The 19,790-nt window shown below is 38.0% G+C and carries 13 protein-coding genes; 8 read left to right on the forward strand and 5 right to left on the reverse strand.

From position 1 onward, the window contains the following. Positions 1 to 3: 3 nt before the first annotated feature. Positions 4 to 2,757, reverse strand: coding sequence for a 2-oxoglutarate dehydrogenase E1 component (locus ABXT71_RS02795; protein WP_415372312.1), 2,754 nt, complete (start codon positions 2,755 to 2,757; stop codon positions 4 to 6). 114 nt (positions 2,758 to 2,871) lie between these two features. On the opposite strand from ABXT71_RS02795, the gene ABXT71_RS02800 reads away from it, so the two are divergent. Continuing rightward, positions 2,872 to 3,402, forward strand: a complete 531-nt coding sequence (locus ABXT71_RS02800; protein WP_415372314.1) for a hypothetical protein — start codon at positions 2,872 to 2,874, stop codon at positions 3,400 to 3,402. Between the two features lie 182 nt (positions 3,403 to 3,584). On the opposite strand, the gene ABXT71_RS02805 is transcribed toward ABXT71_RS02800, so the two are convergent. Next, positions 3,585 to 4,559: a polyprenyl synthetase family protein gene (locus tag ABXT71_RS02805; protein ID WP_415372316.1), complete on the reverse strand. Its 975-nt coding sequence runs from the start codon at positions 4,557 to 4,559 to the stop codon at positions 3,585 to 3,587. A 235-nt stretch (positions 4,560 to 4,794) separates the two neighbouring features. Here ABXT71_RS02805 and ABXT71_RS02810 point away from each other — a divergent pair, with 235 nt between their 5' ends. From ABXT71_RS02810 to ABXT71_RS02825, 4 genes are all read left to right on the forward strand, one after another. Continuing rightward, entirely contained in the window at positions 4,795 to 5,397 is a 603-nt protein-coding gene (locus tag ABXT71_RS02810) for a TetR/AcrR family transcriptional regulator (protein WP_415372318.1), read from the forward strand. Between the two features lie 4 nt (positions 5,398 to 5,401). Beyond that, complete coding sequence (locus ABXT71_RS02815) at positions 5,402 to 6,781, forward strand: TolC family protein (RefSeq protein ID WP_415372320.1); 1,380 nt, start codon at positions 5,402 to 5,404, stop codon at positions 6,779 to 6,781. A 43-nt stretch (positions 6,782 to 6,824) separates the two neighbouring features. Further along, positions 6,825 to 7,994 carry an efflux RND transporter periplasmic adaptor subunit gene (locus tag ABXT71_RS02820; protein WP_415372322.1) on the forward strand — a complete coding sequence of 390 codons (1,170 nt, stop codon included), beginning with the start codon at positions 6,825 to 6,827 and terminating at the stop codon, positions 7,992 to 7,994. Positions 7,995 to 8,155: 161 nt separating this feature from the next. Continuing rightward, the gene (locus tag ABXT71_RS02825; RefSeq protein WP_415372324.1) at positions 8,156 to 11,668 is read left to right on the forward strand and encodes an efflux RND transporter permease subunit; all 3,513 of its coding nucleotides are present in this window, start codon (positions 8,156 to 8,158) and stop codon (positions 11,666 to 11,668) included. Between the two features lie 210 nt (positions 11,669 to 11,878). On the opposite strand, the gene ABXT71_RS02830 is transcribed toward ABXT71_RS02825, so the two are convergent. Next, complete coding sequence (locus tag ABXT71_RS02830; RefSeq protein WP_415372326.1) at positions 11,879 to 13,213, reverse strand: RagB/SusD family nutrient uptake outer membrane protein; 1,335 nt, start codon at positions 13,211 to 13,213, stop codon at positions 11,879 to 11,881. A 10-nt stretch (positions 13,214 to 13,223) separates the two neighbouring features. Continuing rightward, complete coding sequence (locus ABXT71_RS02835; RefSeq protein WP_415372328.1) at positions 13,224 to 16,178, reverse strand: SusC/RagA family TonB-linked outer membrane protein; 2,955 nt, start codon at positions 16,176 to 16,178, stop codon at positions 13,224 to 13,226. A 460-nt stretch (positions 16,179 to 16,638) separates the two neighbouring features. Between ABXT71_RS02835 and aspS the strand changes: the two genes are divergently transcribed. The 3 genes from aspS (at position 16,639) to ABXT71_RS02850 (ending at position 19,171) form a co-directional block, all read left to right on the forward strand. Further along, positions 16,639 to 18,396 (forward strand): aspartate--tRNA ligase, encoded by a 1,758-nt coding sequence (aspS, locus tag ABXT71_RS02840; protein ID WP_415372330.1) that lies wholly within the window; start codon positions 16,639 to 16,641, stop codon positions 18,394 to 18,396. A 245-nt stretch (positions 18,397 to 18,641) separates the two neighbouring features. Further along, on the forward strand, positions 18,642 to 18,887 hold the full coding sequence (locus ABXT71_RS02845) for a hypothetical protein (protein WP_415372332.1): 246 nt from the start codon (positions 18,642 to 18,644) through the stop codon (positions 18,885 to 18,887). Between the two features lie 92 nt (positions 18,888 to 18,979). Next, positions 18,980 to 19,171, forward strand: coding sequence for a cold-shock protein (locus ABXT71_RS02850; protein WP_415372334.1), 192 nt, complete (start codon positions 18,980 to 18,982; stop codon positions 19,169 to 19,171). Positions 19,172 to 19,271: 100 nt separating this feature from the next. On the opposite strand, the gene ABXT71_RS02855 is transcribed toward ABXT71_RS02850, so the two are convergent. Continuing rightward, entirely contained in the window at positions 19,272 to 19,721 is a 450-nt protein-coding gene (locus ABXT71_RS02855) for a nucleoside deaminase (RefSeq protein WP_415372336.1), read from the reverse strand. Between the last annotated feature and the right edge of the window lie 69 nt (positions 19,722 to 19,790).

Here is a 19,790-nt window from a genome sequence, read left to right on the forward strand (position 1 = left end):
TTATTACTCTATAGACGCATCAAAAACTGAGTCAATTACTTTTTTATGTCTTGCCTTAGAACGCACACTACTTCCTGCTGCTGGCGCACTGTAGGTCCTGCGCGATGCATGTCTAAAGGAAACAGCATTAAAATTCATTACCATATAACTGAGCGCTCCCATATTACGTGGCTCTTCCTGTGCCCAAACATAATCTGTCACATTGGGGTACAATTTTATGATCGCCTCTAACTGCGCTGCAGGTAATGGGAACAACTGCTCGATACGCACAAAGGCAACATCATCGCGACCATTCTCTTCTTGTCGTTCTATCAGGTCATAATAAAACTTTCCGGTACAGAAAACTAAGGATTTAATTTTCTTCTTGTCTTTTACGGTATCATCAATCACTTCTTGAAAACTGCCCGTTGCTAGTTCTTCTCTTGTAGAAACAACCTTTGCGTGACGTAATAGACTTTTAGGCGTGAAAACAATTAGCGGTTTTCTAAAATTCCACTTCATCTGCCTTCTTAATAAATGATATAAATTTGCAGGTGTCGTAACATCTGCAACAATCATATTATTACGTGCACACAGCGCCAAGTAACGCTCCATGCGTGCGCTAGAATGCTCAGACCCTTGTCCTTCATACCCATGCGGCAATAACATTACAAGTCCGTTTTGTGTTTTCCATTTTGCTTCTGCTGCAGAAATATACTGGTCAAGCATAATCTGTGCACCATTAGAAAAATCACCAAATTGCGCTTCCCAAATGGTCAAAGTCTTTGGCGCTGCCATCGCATACCCATAGTCAAAACCAACCACGGCATACTCAGACAATAATGAATTATAAATATAAAAATGCCCATCGAGATCTAGCCTATTGTGTAGGTTGATCTCTTCTGCATCGTCTTCTGTTTTAATCGTTGCGTGTCTATGTGAAAAGGTACCGCGCTCCACATCTTGCCCCGTCATACGCACGTCAAATCCTTCTTCCATTAGGGTTGCGTAGGCTAATAACTCACCCATCGCCCAATCTAAATTATTGGTATCGTTATATCGTTTATTGCGATCATCAATGATTCGCTGAATCTTACGTATAAACTTTTTATCTGTTGGGAGTTTTGTGATTCCCTCAGCGAGCTGGTCTAATTTTTTTTGCGGAAAAGAAGTGTCTACCTGAGCTAGAATTTCTTCTGTACTGCCTAATGTATATCCTTTCCAGTCATCTGCTAAAATCTCTGTGATGACAGTTTTGTCTTTTTTACGCGAAGCTTCAAGATCATTCTCAAGATCTTCTTTATAAGCAATTTCTATTTTTTTAACATAACCAGCGTCAATAACCTCTTCGCCTAGCAATCTTTTTGCATAGATGTCTCTAGGGTTTTCATGCTTTGCAATCGCCTTGTATAATTTAGGTTGCGTAAAACGTGGTTCGTCGCCTTCATTATGCCCGTATTTTCTATAGCCTAATATGTCAATAAATACGTCGCGACCAAATTTCATTCTAAAATCTAATGCAAAAGTAAAAGCATGACAAACAGCCTCCACATCATCGGCATTTACATGCAATACCGGTGACAAAGTTACTTTTGCAATATCTGTACAATAGGTAGAAGAGCGTGCGTCTAGGTAATTAGTGGTAAACCCTACTTGGTTATTTGTTACAATATGTATCGTACCACCCGTTTGATATCCTTCTAGTTGTGCCATTTGCACAAACTCATATACTACGCCTTGTCCTGCAATTGCAGCATCTCCGTGAATAAGTATAGGTAATAATTTTTTTGAATCTCCTTCAAGCTGATTGTCCATTTTTGCTCTCGTAATACCTCCAACCACAGCATTTACTGTTTCTAAGTGTGAAGGATTGGGCGCCAAATCCATACGAACGCGCTTGCCGCCATCTGTATCCCGGATGCTTGTCCATCCCATATGATATTTTACATCTCCATCAAAAAGCTCTGCTTCATCATATTCTTTACCATCAAACTCACTAAAGATTTTTTCTGGTGATTTACCAAAAATATTTGCTAATACATTTAAGCGTCCACGGTGGGCCATACCCACCACAAACTGCTCTACACCTTGTTCTGCACCTTGTTCCATTAAGGCATCAAGACCAGGAATCAAGGCATCAACTCCTTCTATGGAGAAGCGTTTTTGACCTACATATTTAGAATGTAAAAATGTTTCAAAAGAAAGTGCTTGGTTTAATTTACCAAGTATATGTTTTTTTTGTTTTGGGTCAAATTGTGGATGATTGTCATTTTCATTAAGCCAGTTCTGAATCCAAGTTATCTCTTTTGGGTTTCGTATGTACATATACTCAACACCAATAGACTCGCAGTAAATCGCAACTAAGTGCTTAATAATACTTTCTAAAGTCTGTTCACCAAGACCAATAATTTCGCCCGCTTTAAATCGAGTATTTAAGTCGTCTTTACTTAGACCGAAATTTTCTATAGCTAAGGTAGGCTTATAAATTCTTCGATTACGCACCGGGTTTGTTTTTGTAAACAAGTGTCCTCTAGTACGATAGCCATCTATAAGTTTTATTACTGCAAATTCTTTTAAGACAGATTGAGAAATTCCGGTTGCGACCCCAGCATCTGCAAAGCCAGCTTCGGCAGCAGAACCACTCTCTACACCAAAATCAAATCCTTGAAAAAACGCACGCCAACTTGGCTCAACGCTATCAGGAAATTTTAGGTATTTATCGTAAATTTCTGCTATGTATGCAGGGTGGGCGGCATTTAAGAAAGAATATTTATCCATAAGTGGAATAAAGAAGTGTCGGTTTTAATAAAACAGTACAAAAATACAACAAATCCCAAAACTAGTCACTTTGTTGTAGTATATTTATGGAGCACAAATCATAAATTATTCCTAATGAAAACGCAGCTTTCAAAGACTCTCAAACTGTTTCTAGTTTGCACAGCCCTATTCGTATCTATGTTAACCACGGCACAGAACACAAATAATAAATCTCGCTTTATTGATAATGTAAGCTTTGGTGGTGGGCTTGGTTTTAGTCTTGGGGATGGCTATTTTGGCTTTAGTGTTGCACCAAGTGCCATCTATAACTTTAATGATTTTGTTAGTGCAGGCACATCGCTTACCTACAGTTATCAAAGTGATGATTTTTTTAAATCTTCGCTTTATGGTGGTAGTTTAATTGGTCTTTTTAACCCAATACGTGAAATACAACTTTCTGCAGAATTAGAGCAACTACTAGCTAATCAAACCATTGAGACCGCCCAAGGTGATTTGGATGATGACTTCTGGAACACCGCACTTTTTGTTGGAGCCGGTTATAGAAATGGCCCTGTCACTTTAGGCGTTCGTTACAATATACTTTTTGAAGATGGAGAAAGCATCTATGCAAATGCCTGGGCACCTTTTGTGAGAATCTATTTTTAATCCAGAACTTCGGCTACACGCAGCCACCTGTAATCGTTTATGAAGTAAGTCACTTCTATTGAAACTCTGTTGCCTTATTACGTCATTTATTTATGCTAGCAGCCTTCAGACTGACATCGCTTTTTTGCCCCAGGGCAGAGTGATTTTTACAACACACCAATTTCCAAGCCGAGGACCAAGAGTCAGACCTTTCGATTCATCAACCATTCTCCAAAACTTCTAAAAGCAGCTTTCTTGTCTTCTGCTAAGTCTATTTTATCTAAAAGATTGTTTGCCTTTGTCGTGTATTTTTCCATCTCATTCATACTAGCCCTTGCTGCTCCTGTGGAGATAAAAAGTTCTTTAACCACTTTTATTTTTTCTGAGGGGTCTTCAGGTGATTGAGCGAATAGTGTTGTTAATTTTTCTTGTTCTAAAACGCTACTACTTTCAAGAGCTGTCAGGTATAAGAATGTTTTTTTATTCTCAATAATATCACCACCTACTTGTTTTCCAAACGTATCTGGATCACCAAAAGCATCAAGATAATCATCCTGTAATTGAAACGCGATCCCAAGATTACGCCCAAAGTCATAGATATTATCTTTACAACTCTCGCTCGCATTTGCCACGATGGCGCCCATTTTCATTGAAGCACCTATTAGGACTGCCGTTTTATAGTCAATCATTTTTATGTACTCTGGAATGGTTACATCATCACGAGTTTCAAAATCTACATCGTATTGTTGCCCTTCACAAACTTCTAGTGCCGTCTTACTAAACAACTTGGCCAGCTGCTGGAACATCTCTGGCTCATATGATTCAAAAAGCTGATAGGCTAAAATAAGCATGGCGTCACCAGAAAGTATTCCTGTATTTAGATCCCATTTTTCGTGCACCGTCACCTTTCCTCTTCGCAAAGGAGCGTCGTCCATAATATCATCATGGATTAATGAGAAGTTATGAAATATCTCAATGGCAAGTGCCGCATTCATCGCTTTGCCAGCTGTAGACCCAAAAAATTCTGCGGTCATTAACGTAAGTACTGGACGCAGACGCTTGCCTCCTAATTCTAGAATATAGGCTATTGGACCATATAAACCCTTCGGTTCTTTTACAGTAATAGCTTGCTTTAACCCTTTTAAGAGTGCCTCATTATATGATGATAAATCGTGCATCGATTGCTTTTTATACAAAAGTAACCATTAAGAATGTCTAAAATAAGAAACCGCACATTTTACCAAATAATTAATATTTAAGCCCACTGAAAGCCTCAAGTTAAAGAATTGTTAATTAACGCATAAACCTAGGAAACTTTTATTGTTTTTAAAGTTTCCTGCTGTATCTTCGCCCGTCATTGAAAATTATACAGAACGATTGCTTAAAAAGTATCCACCTTCGTGGCTGATATATATGAAAGAAAAAATAATACAATCTGCTATAAATCTATTTATTACGCTTGGTTTTAAAAGTGTAACAATGGACGATATTGCTTCTGAAATAGGCATATCTAAAAAAACGATTTATACGCATTTCAATAACAAAACTGCCTTAGTAAAGGCTACCACAGTTCATTTATTTGAAAGCATTAGTGCAGGTATTGACAAAATTTGTTCGCTGGACTGTGACCCAATCGACGAGCTGTACAGGATTAAACGATTTGTAATGATTGCATTGAAAGACGAGCAGTCTTCTCCACAACATCAACTACAGAAATATTATCCAGAAATAGCAAATGTAATGCAGGCTAAAAAGTTTGATGTAATGGCTGAGTGTACGCTTAACAATTTAAAAAAAGGAATTGAGCAAGGTCTATATCGTGCAGATATTGACATCAATTTTGTGTCTCGCATCTATTTTGTGGGAATTAACGGAATTAAAGATGACACCTTATTCCCCATACAAGAATTCCCGAAAGTAAAAGTACACGAGGATTATCTTGAATATCACCTTCGTGGCATTGTAACACCAGAAGGACTAAAAACATTAAATAAATTTATTAAAACTAACCAATAGAAAAATGCAGAAAGTAATAATAAACATCTCTCTCTTTTTAGTCACACTAGGCGGATTTGCGCAACAAAAGCAAACCTACTCCTTCAACCTAGAAGAGGCCATTTCATTTGCCATTGACAGTAATTACACCGCGATTAACGCGCGTCGTGATATCGCAAAGGCATTGCAGCAAAAATGGGAAACCACCGCAACAGGTTTACCACAAGTAAGTGGCGCGGTTTCTTATAATAATAATTTGAGACAACCTGTTTCCTTAATTCCAGGAGAATTTAATGGAGGACCACCAGGAACTTTTGTACCTATTACTTTTGGGACGAAACAAAACGCAAACGCTACAGCGACCCTGAACCAGCTTATTTTTGATGGAAGTTACCTCGTGGGTTTAAAGGCGGCCAAATCTTTCCTTCGTTTTTCAGAAAATACTACCGAAAAAACAAGACTCGAAGTTAGAAAAGGAGTCATTAATGCTTATGGAACTGTCTTACTTTCTGAGGAGCTTATTGCCACTTTTGAAAAAAATAAAGCAGCATTAGAAAAAAACCTTTTTGAAACAAAGCAAATTTATGACAACGGCCTTACTGAAGAAGAAAGTGTAGAACAACTAGAAGTTACCTTATTAGATTTAGATACGCAGCTTAATAATGCAAAGCGAAGTAATAATATCGCTAGACAGATGTTTAATCTCGCTTTAGGTATCGATGTGAACACCACTGTAATCTTAAGAGATACTATGGACGGTCTTATTCTTCAAGACCAAAGTCTTACATTGCTCAATAACGAATTGACACTTGAAGAAAACGTAGATTATAAAATTGCGCTAAATCTTACAGAACAAAGAGACTTAGAAATGCAGTTAGAAAAAAGTGCTGCATTACCTAGTTTATCAGCTTTTGTAAATTATGCCACTACAGCAAACAGTGATTCCTTCTCATTTTTAGATAGTGAACAAATATGGTATCAATCCTCTTTATTAGGTCTTAGTCTTAAGGTGCCTATTTTTAGCAGCGGGATGCGAAATGCAAAAACAAAACGCGCTCAGATTGCGCTTAGCCAAGCAGAAACAAAGCTAGAAGAAACTTCACAACAAGTGACACTTCAACTAAATACCGCCCGTAGTAATTATCAATTTGCTACTGAGAAATATGAAAATGCTAAGAAAAATATCGCGCTATCAGAGCGCATAGAAAACAAAAACCAAGTAAAGTTTACAGAAGGACTTAGTACCAGTTTTGATTTACGCCAAGCGCAAACACAGTTATACTCAGCGCAGCAACAATATTTTCAGAGCATGCTCGATCTAATCAATGCGAAGGCAGAAATAGAGACCGTGCTAAATATTCCGGAACTAAGGATCACATCAGACCAAGTAAAAAACCAACAGTAAAGCTGAAGCATGCTTTAGCTCAACCAAATTATAAATAAAGAAAATGAAAAAAACACTTATCATACTCGTGGCAACAGCCTTCATCGTCTCTTGCGGAAACAAAGAAGAAGAAATCACCACGGCGACCTTAATAGAAAATGGAGATGCAATGGCTATCCAGGATAAAAGAGATGCGCTCGTAACAGAACAACACGAGATTAGTACTCAGCTTAAAGAATTAAATGCTAAACTAAAAGAGCTAAGCCCAGAAGGTAACTTTCCTTTAATCACGGCTTTTACAGCAGAAGAAGTTGAATTTAACCACGTTCTTGAATTGCAAGGAAGCGTCGAGACAGATGAAAATATAATTATAACTCCAGAGATGGGCGGTATTTTACAGCGCCTTTATGTGAAGGAAGGACAAAGCGTAACTAAAGGACAAATGCTCGCTATTATAGATGATGGAGGAATGGGGCAACAACTTGCACAGATGCAAGTGCAGTCAGATTTAGCGAAGACCACTTTTGAACGTCAAGAAAAACTTTGGAATCAAAAGATAGGAAGTGAAATACAATTTTTGCAAGCAAAATCTGCATATGACGGACAGCAAAAGGCGATGAACTCTATGAGACAGCAACTAGGAAAAGCAACGGTACGTGCTCCTTTCTCTGGGACTATAGATGATATTATAACAGAAGCTGGTAGCGTAGTTGCTCCAGGACAAACAGAGCTTATGCGCATCGTTAGCTTGAAAGATATGTACATTATTGCAGACGTTCCAGAAACGTATATTAACGATGTAATTAAAGGTAAAAACGTGGAGGTATATTTTCCTGTGTTAGGAAAAACGCTGGATGCAAAAGTGAGTCAAACGGGTAATTTTATTAATCCGAATAACAGAACCTACAAGGTTGAAATAGGAGTCCCTAATAAAGGTGATATGATTAAACCTAATCTCACCGCCAGACTTAAAGTTAATGACTATACAAACGAGAAAGCCATCTTAATCCCTCAAAGTATTATATCTGAGAATGCAGATGGAGAACAGTTTGTATACAAACTCACAGACATTGCTAGTGAGAATGCTATTGCGGTAAGAGCTGTGATTAAAACCGGTAAGACTAAAGGAGATTCCATCGAGGTATTAGACGGCTTGACTGCTGGGGATCAATTAATTGAAGAAGGTGCAAGAAGCGTAAAAGATGGGCAGGAAGTAAAAATCATTACCTATTAATAATTCTATTTTTTCTACTCCGGAAATAGCAATGGCCTTGCTATTTATATTTCCGAAGTAGAAAAAAAGACAGTGTTCGTTTTAGCGAGGACAAATAAGATACTAACCAAAGATTCCCGCATATACACGGGTACTAAACACTCACTTTTGTGAGCAAGAGTATGGCAAAAAAGAAAAAGAATACAGAAAAAGAATTTAAACTCTCTTCTTGGGCAATTAACAATAAGACCACCATTTATATGATGATGGCGATGGTTTTGTATCTAGGCTTTACTGCTTATATGACCATGCCTAGAGAAAACTTTCCTGAAATTAACGAAACTAAAATTTACATTAGTTCTGTGTACCCGGGGAATACGGCAGAGGATATTGAAAAACTGATTACAGACCCCCTTGAGGATAAGCTAAAATCTATTAGCAATAAAGTAGAGTTAACCTCCACGTCTCAAGAAGACCACTCGATGATTATCATTGAGTTTGATGAAGGGATCTCTGTAGAGTTAGCAAAGCAACGAGTTAAGGACGAAATAGACACAGAAACTTCTGGTGAAGACTGGCCTACATTTAACGGTGCCAAAGTAGAGCCCAATGTTTTTGAGCTGAGTATGAGTGAAGAAATACCTATTCTCAACATCAATATATCTGGTGATTATCCGGTGACAAAACTGAAAGAATACGGAGAATATCTTCAAGATGAAATAGAGAACCTAGAAGAAATTAAGAAGGTTGATATTCGTGGAGCACAAGAGAAAGAGGTAGAAGTTGCGGTTGATATTTATAAAATGATGGCTTCGTCTATAAGTTTTAATGACGTTCAAAGCGCCATCAGTAATGGGAACATGACGATGTCTGCCGGAAATTTAGTAGCGAGCGGACAGCGCAGGACCATCCGTATTATTGGTGAAATTGAAAAGCCTAATGATCTTGAAAAATTTGTTGTTAAATCTCAAGACGGAAACATTGTTTACCTAAAGGATATTGCAGAGATTAGTTTTAAAGAAAAAGACAGAACTACCTATGCGCGTGATTTTGGGAAACGTGTGGTAATGCTCGATGTCAAAAAACGAAGTGGTAAAAACATGGTTGCTGCTGCAGAAAAAGTAGAAATCATTGTGGCTGAGGCGAAGGCAAATTTCTTCCCGCCAGATTTATCTGTTACGATCTCAAATGACCAATCTTCTAAAACAATTGGCCAGGTAGATGACCTTGTAAATAATATCATCTTTGGTATTATACTCGTGGTTACCGTATTAATGTTCTTCTTAGGGTTTAAGAATGCACTGTTTGTTGGGTTCGCTATCCCGATGTCAATGTTTATGTCTTTGATGATTTTAGGCTGGATGGGGTATACCCTGAATACGATGATTCTCTTTGGGTTGATAATGGGACTAGGGATGCTTGTGGACAACGGTATTGTTGTAGTTGAAAACGTATATCGTTTGATGGAAGATGAGGGACTGAGTCGTGTGGAAGCCGCTAAAAAAGGTATTGGCGAAATCGCATTTCCTATTATAATATCTACGGCAACTACAGTAGCTGCATTTGTACCTTTAGGATTATGGCCAGGATTGATGGGACAGTTTATGATCTACTTCCCTATAACACTTTCGGTCGTTCTAGGATCTTCATTATTTGTTGCCATCTTCTTTAACTCGGTGTTGGTTTCTCAATTTATGACTACAGAAGACAAAGACATGCCTATTAAAAACATTATTAAAATTTCGGCAATTGTTGGAGGAATAGGGCTCATCATTGCTTTCATTGGAGGCGAATATCGTGGACTAGGTGTCTTAATGGTTTTTGTATCTATTATGCTATGGGTGTATCGTTTAATACTTCGTAAAGCGGCTAATAGCTTTCAAAACAAAGCACTTGTTCGTCTTGAAAACTGGTACCAGAAAAACTTAACTACTGCATTTAAAGGTGCAAGACCGTATCTATTAGTTGTAGGTGTTTTTTCCTTATTATTTATAACACTAGGATTGTTTGGCGCTTCTATGGCTTCAGGAAATACAAAGTTTGAATTTTTTCCAGACAATACTCCTAATCAAATAATTGTCTACATAGAATATCCTGAAGGAACGGATATTGAAAAAACAAATGCGATTACCAAAGAAATTGAAGAGCGCGTCTACAAGACACTCAATGATGCTACCTATATGGATGGTGATCATAATTTTCTAGTTGAAAGTGCTGTTTCTCAAGTAGGGGAAGGTGCTGGAAACCCACAAACGGATGGTGGGTCATCTGCAGAGATGCCACACAAAGCGAAAATTACCGCGTCTATGCGCGAGTATAAATATAGACGGGGTGAAGACAGTGAAGTACTGCGACAAAAAGTACTTGACGCCTTAGCAAATGTATATCCAGGAATTTCGATTTCAGTAGAAAAAGATGCGAACGGGCCGCCCGCAGGATCACCTGTTAACATAGAGCTTCGTGGAGACGATTACAATGAGCTCATTGCCACGGCAGAAAACATGCGCAAGTTTCTTAACGATAAAAATATTCCTGGCGTAGAAGAGCTTAAAATAGATGTTAATAGAGGTAAGCCTGGAATGCAAGTGGTAGTTGATCGTGAAAAGGCAGGAGAGTTAGGTGTAACCACAGGACAAGTAGGGCAACAGTTGCGTAACTCTATTTTTGGAACGAAAGCAGGGGTGTATAAAGAAGATGGAGAAGACTACGATATATACGTTCGTTTTAATGAAGAAAGCCGTTACAACACCAGCGCTTTGTTTAATCAAACCATGACATTTAGAACGAATACGGGCCAATTGAGAGAAATCCCCGTGTCTGCAGTAGCATCACAAAACAACAATTCCGGTTTTAGTGCTATAAAACATAAAGAAACGAGCCGAGTTGTGACGGTATACTCTGCTTTAAAGCCGGGGTATACAGATGCAAGCGCCGCTGTAAGACAGATTCAAAACGAGATGCGAAATTTTGAAGGAATGCCTGAGAATATTAAACCTAATTATACAGGACAATTAGAAGAGCAGGCAAAAGAACAAACCTTTTTAGTGGGAGCCTTCTTTAGCGGACTTGGATTGATTTTCTTAATTCTAATCTTCCAATTCAATTCGTTCTCTAAGCCTCTTATCATAATGATCGCTATTTTCTTAAGTTTCATTGGAGTATTTGGCGGGATCTTACTTACGGGAGCACCCTTTGTTTTATTGATGACGATGATGGGTATTATTTCGCTTGCCGGGATTGTGGTAAACAATGGTGTGGTGCTGCTGGATTATGCGCAGCTCTTAATTGACCGAAAGAAAAACGACCTTGATCTTGACCAAACAGAATACCTTGAGAAAGAAGATTTATTGGCCAGTATTATCACAGCAGGTAAAGCACGTTTACGTCCGGTATTACTTACTGCGATTACTACTATCCTAGGATTAATACCGCTAGCCATAGGCTTGAATATTGACTTCTTCTCCCTCTTTAGCGCCTTTGATCCAAAAATTTATATGGGTGGAGACAACGTGATTTTTTGGGGACCCTTAGCTTGGACCGTTATTTACGGACTCTTTATTGCTACATTCCTTACGTTAATCGTGGTGCCTATTTTGTTTTACTTCGCAATGCGTTTAAAAATGAAAGTGCACTACTGGCGTAATCCAAGGGAAGAAGATGTGAATGAAGACATCAACCTAGAAGCAGCAGAGTAATACCTTTTTAACTATGTGATGCCTTGCGGCGGAAACATTATAAGCTGTAAAAACGCCCTTAACACGTATTATTGTTAAGGGCGTTTTTGATTTTGGCTTATTTCCGAAGTAATAATAGCTGCGATATCAAGTACGCTCAGCAGAACCGCTACCTCATAATAAAGCCCCTATACAAAAGAGTATAGGGGCTTTAAAAATATATAATACTTATTATAAGTTTTCAGTAAGTGGAATTGGTAATACATTAAAAATTTGATCTCCTTCTCTATCAATTGGTAATGTATTTGATAGGCTATATCTACGTAAATCAAACATTCTATGATTTTCACTCCATAAAGAATATCTTCTTTGGTTCAACATTTCAGAAGTTAAAGAAGCTGCATCTGTAGCACCTCCAAAATCTCCTATGGTATATTGATTACGTATTACATTTAATGCTGCTTCTGCATTAGGAAGCGCGCCAGCAAGAATACTAGCTTCTGCAAATACTAAAATCAATTCTTCATTACGAATCATGTCAATTTCTGAAGTGTTTGTAGCGTATAAACGGGTTTCATTCACACCTGTTAAACCATCTTGAGAAGCAGTAGGATCTGGCCTTGGCGCTGTCTTTGATGTTACACGTGTATCACCCACTTCTGCATCTGCCAACCAACTATCGTGCACGATGATTTGATCTCCATTATTAGGAAAATCATCTGTAGATGGTACTCTAAATACAGGATTTGCTTGATCATTTCCTCCGAGTCCAAAAGTATGTTTAGGACCCATAGTTAAATCACCCGTTAAATCAAAATAAGAAGCGTTCAGTGCTGTAATTGCACCAGCACCATCACCAGCATATACAGCTGCAACTGCTGCTGCCGCTCTATTGAATTGGCTAAAAGTTGCTGGGGTATCATATCCTTCAAATCCATCACTCAATGAAAAAACAAATGAATCACCCGCATTTTGCAGGTTTCCGTTTGCCTCATTAAGCATCGCTCTTATTCCTGCAATTGCAGGATCAAAATCCAACAATGGTCCTAAATTATCTGGATCGCTCACATCAACTCTTGCTTTATTATAAGCTTTCAATACTTGAATCAACTCATAAGCAATTACTGTCTTTGCATACCCTAAGTACCCACTGCGCTCTGCATCATTAACCGCTGAAGTATTATTCACTGCATCGATTAACAAGTTAGCATTTTTGATTGCTCTGTAGTTACCTCCCCATTGAGAAGTACTATAGAATGAATTATTATCTAATGGCGTACCATTTTTACCTAATAAATCACTTGTATTTCTAGGATCCGCATCAAACAGATACAGTTCTCTTGCCATAGTTCCGCTTGCTGAAACCTCAACACCTAAACCATTTCTAGTTGTTGACTCTACCCCTACCACCAATTCATTTAATTGTCCTTTAGAGGCTTCTACAGAAACGCCATCTACACTAGGGCCATCTTGGTCTATTACCTCTTCAAATTCGCAAGAGGTAGCAAATAGCACAGTTCCGCAAAGGAGGCTGTATTTTGCTATAGTATTTAATATATTTTTCATATTCTATATTTTAAAAGTTTACGTTTAAGTGAAAATACACTTGTTTTGAACTAGGGAAAGGAGTTACCTCAATTCCAGTAGATAGCCCTGAACCACCATTTACTGATACCTCTGGGTCATAACTGTTATAATCAGATACGGTAAAAAGATTTCTACCTGAGAAACCAAATTTCACATTTTCAACTAAATCACCAAATACTTGGTCAATTACTTGTCTTGGAAATCTGTAGTATAACGCCGCTTCACGAAGTCTTAAATAACCCGCTGGCTGAACAAAACGTTCTCCGTTAAATGGCAATGCTAATCTTGCTTGACCAGCTGCCGTTTCTAAATCTGGAGTAACGCCTCCTAAATCTGTCAATAACGTTGAAAGATTTAAGTTTTCTCCACCTGATTTCAATTGCATCAAAAAGGATAGATCAAAATTCTTTAAAAACGTGATGTTGTTATCCCACGCCATTTGAAAGTCTGGCTCTACATTTCCAACACGTGTTGGAACATTTGGAGTAGAAGGATCGTTATCTGTATCTAAGTTAGTTACTAATTGAGTAATAGGACTTCCTTCTTCAATATAGAATGAACCTAAACCTAAACCAAATCCTGCTCCATCTGGAGTAAATGGATCTACATCAAGTCTTGTAATTTCTGAACGGTTAAAGTAATACTGGATTCCTGTACTCCAAGTAAAATTTTCTCCTCTTACTACATCACCTCTTAAAGCTAATTCAAGCCCTCTATTTTCAGAATCTGCTAAGTTTGTTAACTCTCTTGTAAACCCTGAAGAAGATGGTAGCGCACGACCTAAAATTAAGTCTTCAACCGTTTTAGTATAGTACGTTGCCTCTAGGGTGACTCTATTGTCCATAACACCTACATCCACACCAAGTTCTAATTCTCTTGAAGTTTCTGGTTGAATATTAGGATCTCCTCTAAGACCTCCTAGAGAAACTCCAGGACTTCCACCTATACTACTTGCGTTATAACTAGTGAAAGTTGACCCATAATTTGCAGGGTTACCCGTCTCACCATAAGCAGCTCTAAACTTTAATTGATTTATGTTTTCTAATTCCCAGAAATCAAAATTCGCAACGTTTACGGCCACAGAAGCTTTTGGATATCCAAAAAGTTCATTTGGATCTCCATTACGAGTAGACTTATCTAAACGGTATCCTAAAGTACCTATGATTTGGTTTTTATAATTCCCTTCTAATTGGGCAAAATATCCAAAATCCTGTTCCTCTCCTCTATTCTGTGTTACAGATTGATTTACACCTTGTCCTGGCGTTGTTTGACCAGCGGCAAGATCTGCACCTGTACTTAACAATCGATCTCTTTCTTGAAAGATATAAGCGATACCAGCTTGAGTGGTAAGATTAAGATCTCCTTCCATCATTTCTTTATCCCAAACACCAATAGCTTGTGTGTTCAAAAATGTATCGTTGTTTTTACCTACAGCGACAAATCCGTTTTGTCCACCTATTTGTGCTTGATGCGTTTCTGGAACATAAACATATGTTTCATTTGCAAGCACATCAATACCTCCATTAATAAGAAGTTTCACATTGTTCGTTTCATCTTGAAAGAGTTTAGATGTTAAACTCAATCCCTGTATAATACGGTTGTTTACATCTTCATTAATTGCATTGTCTCTTACAAAAAGTGGATTTCCAGGGTAATTAGGGTTATTAGGATAGTTTCCTTGTTCATCAGGATATAAGTTATTCCAAGGTCTTGTAAACGCTAATGTGTATCCATAACTAAGACCACCTTCATTTTCATTACCCGTAAAACTTCTACTAGAACTACTTCTTACAAAGTTTGTGTTAGAAGATAGTTTAAAAGTTTCTGAAATTTTATGATCTATGTTTCCTCTGAATGTAAAACGCTCAAAGCCTGTATTTTTAATAATTCCCGCTTCATCACGATATCCACCACCTACATAAAATTTAGTTTTAGCATTTCCACCTGCAGCACTTAGGCGAGTGTCTTGAATAAACCCAGTTTCACCATAAATGATATCTTCATAATCATATAAACTTCCTCTGCTTGCAATTACAGCTTCGTATTTTGCTCTTTCTTCAGGCCCAAAAGTATCCTCAACAGATTGCGCTGTCCAAGGACGTAAGCCTAATGGGTTTGCAATATTCTGTGTTCCTATATCCTGACTAAAGCTGATTTTTGTTTTTCCGGCTTTACCTCTTTTAGTAGTTATGATTATAACACCCGCGTTACCACGTTGTCCATAAATTGCTGCTGCAGATGAACCTTTTAATATTTCAATGTTTTGAATATCATTAGGGTCAATATCAGCTAGACGATTTCCTGAATTTTCTTCATTCCCTCTATTTGCTCCAGAAGCACCTCTTAAACCTGAAGAGATTTCAGAGTTATTTAAGTATACTCCATCTATAATAAAAAGTGGTTGGTTGTTACCAGTTAAAGACGACACACCACGCAAACGCAAAGCAACACCACCACCTGGAGCACCAGATGTAGAAGTAATATTAACCCCCGTTACTTTTCCATATAAAGCACCATCAATCGTAGATTGCCCCGTAGTTCCTACTAATTGCTCAGCAGTTACAGAACTCACAGCGTTTGCTGAGTTAGATCGCTTTATAGAAGTAGCAAGCCCTGTAATTACAACCTCATCAAGAGATTCTGCAGACTCACCTAAAACAATGTTCTGTGGAGAATCACTAGTAAAAGACTGCTCAATAGTAGTATACCCTATAGAAGAGAATACAAGTGTGGCAGGCAAATTGTCTACATTAATGGAAAAATCACCATCCAAACTTGATGTTGTTCCATTAGAAGTTCCTTTTTCAATAATACTAGCAAAAGGCACCGCATCGCCATTTGCGTCCTTTACTGTTCCAGAAAGTGTGCTTTGGGCAAATGCAGCACAAGAAAGGAATAAAAGCATAAGCAAGAATATCCTGCCGAGATAGTTAGTTTGTTTCATAATAAAATGATTTTTGGTTTAAAGTCACAAATTAACAATTTATATTAAACTTTCTCTAACAATCAATCACCTTTATTACGAAGATTACTGTTAAATATCATAAAAAAATAAAATTTCCTCAAAACTATAATTATCAAATATCCTTGAACACATATGCAGATAAATTACTATAAACTTTATAGTGGTTGCCTTTCGGCAAAATTTTAAAGTTGGAAAAATGCCCAAAGCAATATAAATTCTTCCAGAGCTTTATGTTTAGGTTTTGACATATCCTCATCCGAAGGGTTAGAGAGGCTTTAGCAGAATCACAAGTAATCATTACCTTATTATTAACCATCTAAATTTTACCCCATTAACATTTCAGCAACCCACATTAAATCTTATTTTTGCATTCTTATTTATCTTTAATAAAGAAGACTGGAATTTCATTAAACCGAATCCAGCCTTCACAGAAAACACTATGTACAGAACACACAATAACGGCGAACTGAGAACCAGCAATGTAGGACAAGAAGTGACACTTGCAGGATGGGTGCAAAAATCTCGTGATAAAGGCTTTATCGTTTGGGTAGATCTCCGTGATCGCTATGGCATTACGCAGCTTGTTTTTGACGAAGAACGCACACCGAAAGATATGATGGATGCCGCATCAAAACTAGGCCGCGAATTTGTGATTCAAGTAACCGGTGAAGTAATTGAGCGTGAATCCAAAAATCCAAAAATGCCTACAGGTGATATTGAGATTTTAGTGAAGAAGGTGACTATTTTAAATGAGTCACTTACACCTCCATTCACGATTGAAGACGAAACGGATGGTGGAGAAGACTTACGTATGAAATATCGCTACCTCGATATCCGTCGTAATCCTGTACGTGAAAATCTTATTTTCCGTCATAAAGTATCGATGGCGGTGCGCAACTACTTATCTGATAAAGGGTTTGTAGACGTAGAAACTCCATATCTAATTAAATCTACGCCAGAAGGCGCCCGTGACTTTGTAGTGCCTTCTCGCATGAATGAAGGACAATTTTACGCCCTTCCACAATCGCCTCAAACCTTTAAGCAACTGCTTATGGTTGGGGGTCTTGATAAGTATTTTCAGATTGTAAAATGCTTTAGAGATGAAGATTTACGCGCAGACCGTCAACCAGAATTCACACAAATTGACTGCGAGATGGCGTTCATTGAGCAGGAGGACATACTAAATATGTTTGAAGGATTAACACGCCATTTACTAAAAAAAATCAACGGCGTTGAGATAGGTGATTTCCCAAGAATGCAGTATGATGATGCAATGCGTCTCTACGGAAATGACAAACCGGATATTCGTTTTGATATGAAGTTTGGGGAGTTAAATGAAGTAACCCAGCACAAAGACTTTGGTGTTTTTAACAGCGCAGAATTAGTAATTGGTATTGCAGTTCCCGGTGGAAATAACTACACACGTAAAGAAATTGACACTATTATTAAATGGATCAAGCGTCCACAGGTGGGAGCTCTTGGCATGATATACAGTCGTTGTAATGATGACGGTACATATAAATCTTCCGTAGATAAATTTTACGATCAAGATGACCTGGCAAAATGGGCAGCAATTACAGGGGCAAAAGCTGGCGATCTTGTTTGTGTTCTCTCTGGAGAAACAAATAAGGTACGTGCACAAATGAGTGCATTAAGGATGCATCTTGCTGCAGAGTTAGGCTTACGCAAACCAGATGTGTTTGCTCCATTATGGGTAGTAGATTTCCCATTATTAGAGCTTGATGAAGAGACAGGGCATTATCACGCAATGCACCATCCATTTACATCTCCTAAACCAGGACAGTTAGAAATGCTAGATTCTAATCCGGGCGAAGTAAAAGCAAACGCATACGATCTAGTCTTAAACGGAAACGAAATAGGCGGAGGTTCTATTCGTATTCACGATAAAGAAACCCAGGCAATTATGTTACGTCATCTTGGCTTTAGCGAGGAAGAAGCGCGAGCACAGTTTGGCTTCTTGATGGATGCATTTGAGTACGGTGCGCCACCACACGGAGGTCTCGCCTTTGGTTTAGATAGACTTGTTGCCATTCTTGGCGGACAGGAAACCATTCGTGATTTTATTGCATTCCCAAAAAACAATAGTGGTCGGGATGTTATGATTGACGCTCCTGCACCACTGGATCAAGCCCAATTGGACGAGCTACATTTAAACGTTGTTTTAAAAGCAGATTAGATATACACACCCTCTGTGATGGCGATAGAATTATGCACGTACAGCACGACTTGCGCTAAGCGCAAATAACTGTGCTTTCGCAAAATAAAAGCTTCCCTTCGTATACAAATTTTAATGAAGAGAACATTTTTAGACATCCCTACACCAAGGGTTACGATAATTATACATAGATGATCTAGACGCGCTGAACTTAGAAATAGCAGCTTTTTTTATAATACCACAGTCTTAAAATAAATTATTACACCATGAAGTTTTTTCTATACATCAGTTTTTTTGCAGCATTAATTCTCGCGATTTCTGGCTTTATAATAAAAGGAGAGCGTCCTGCAACAGGAGAATTATGCATAGGCCTTGGCATCTGTTGTTTGTTCTTTTTATGGATGCCTGCTTTTATTTATCACCGTTGGAAAAACAAGAAAGTAGAAGACTACATGCTGAACAAAGAAAACATCTTAAAAATGCGCAACTACACGGATAACAACAAGTTATAATCTATTTTAAATACATAAAGTTAATATTTAGTTAACATTACACGTCATTTTTTAGCTACATTTGTGTTATTATTAATTTATTATATATTAGAATGGAAGGAACAGTAAAGTTTTTCAACGAATCAAAAGGTTTCGGTTTTATCACAGATGATGAAACTGGAAAAGACATTTTTGTACACATCACAGGTCTTAATGGACAAGCTCTTAATGAGGGTGATAAAGTAGAATATTTAGAAGAAGAAGGCAGAAAAGGAACGGTAGCAGGCCAAGTGCGTGTAATCTAAGAAATAGATATATCTTTTTACATTTGATTAAAAACCCGTTTTATACTGAATTAAGTTTAGTATTAAACGGGTTTTTTTTGTCCTCTGCTCTGCTCGGACACTAATTTAAATTTCTCTTTTCTAAAAAGAAGCGTTTAAGGAGTTTAGAACAGTCCTCTGCAAGAATGCCTCCTGTCATTTTTGTTTTTGGATGGAGCTTTGTCCCCATTTCTATGCAACCCCTCTGTTGATCTCTTGCTCCGTATACTACCTTACTTATTTGACTCCAGAATAATGCTCCGGCACACATCTGGCAGGGTTCTATCGTGACGTATAAAGTACAATCAATTAAATATTTTCCGCCTAAAAAATTTGCCGCGGCCGTGATGGCTTGCATTTCTGCATGTGCGGTTACATCATTTAAAGTTTCGGTGAGATTATGAGCTCTGGCGATGATTTTATTCTTTGCAACTATGACTGCTCCTATTGGGACTTCTCCTTGACTGTAAGCTTCTTCTGCTTCTTGCAGAGCGCGTTGCATAAAATAGGTGTCGTCGTAGGGCTTGATCATGTGTGCATCTTGTTTAGAATATGTAAAGCTACAAATTAACTACTTATCTAAATAACATAGGCTAAACTA

This window comes from Patiriisocius sp. Uisw_047 (genome assembly GCF_047730165.1).
Classification (GTDB): domain Bacteria; phylum Bacteroidota; class Bacteroidia; order Flavobacteriales; family Flavobacteriaceae; genus Patiriisocius.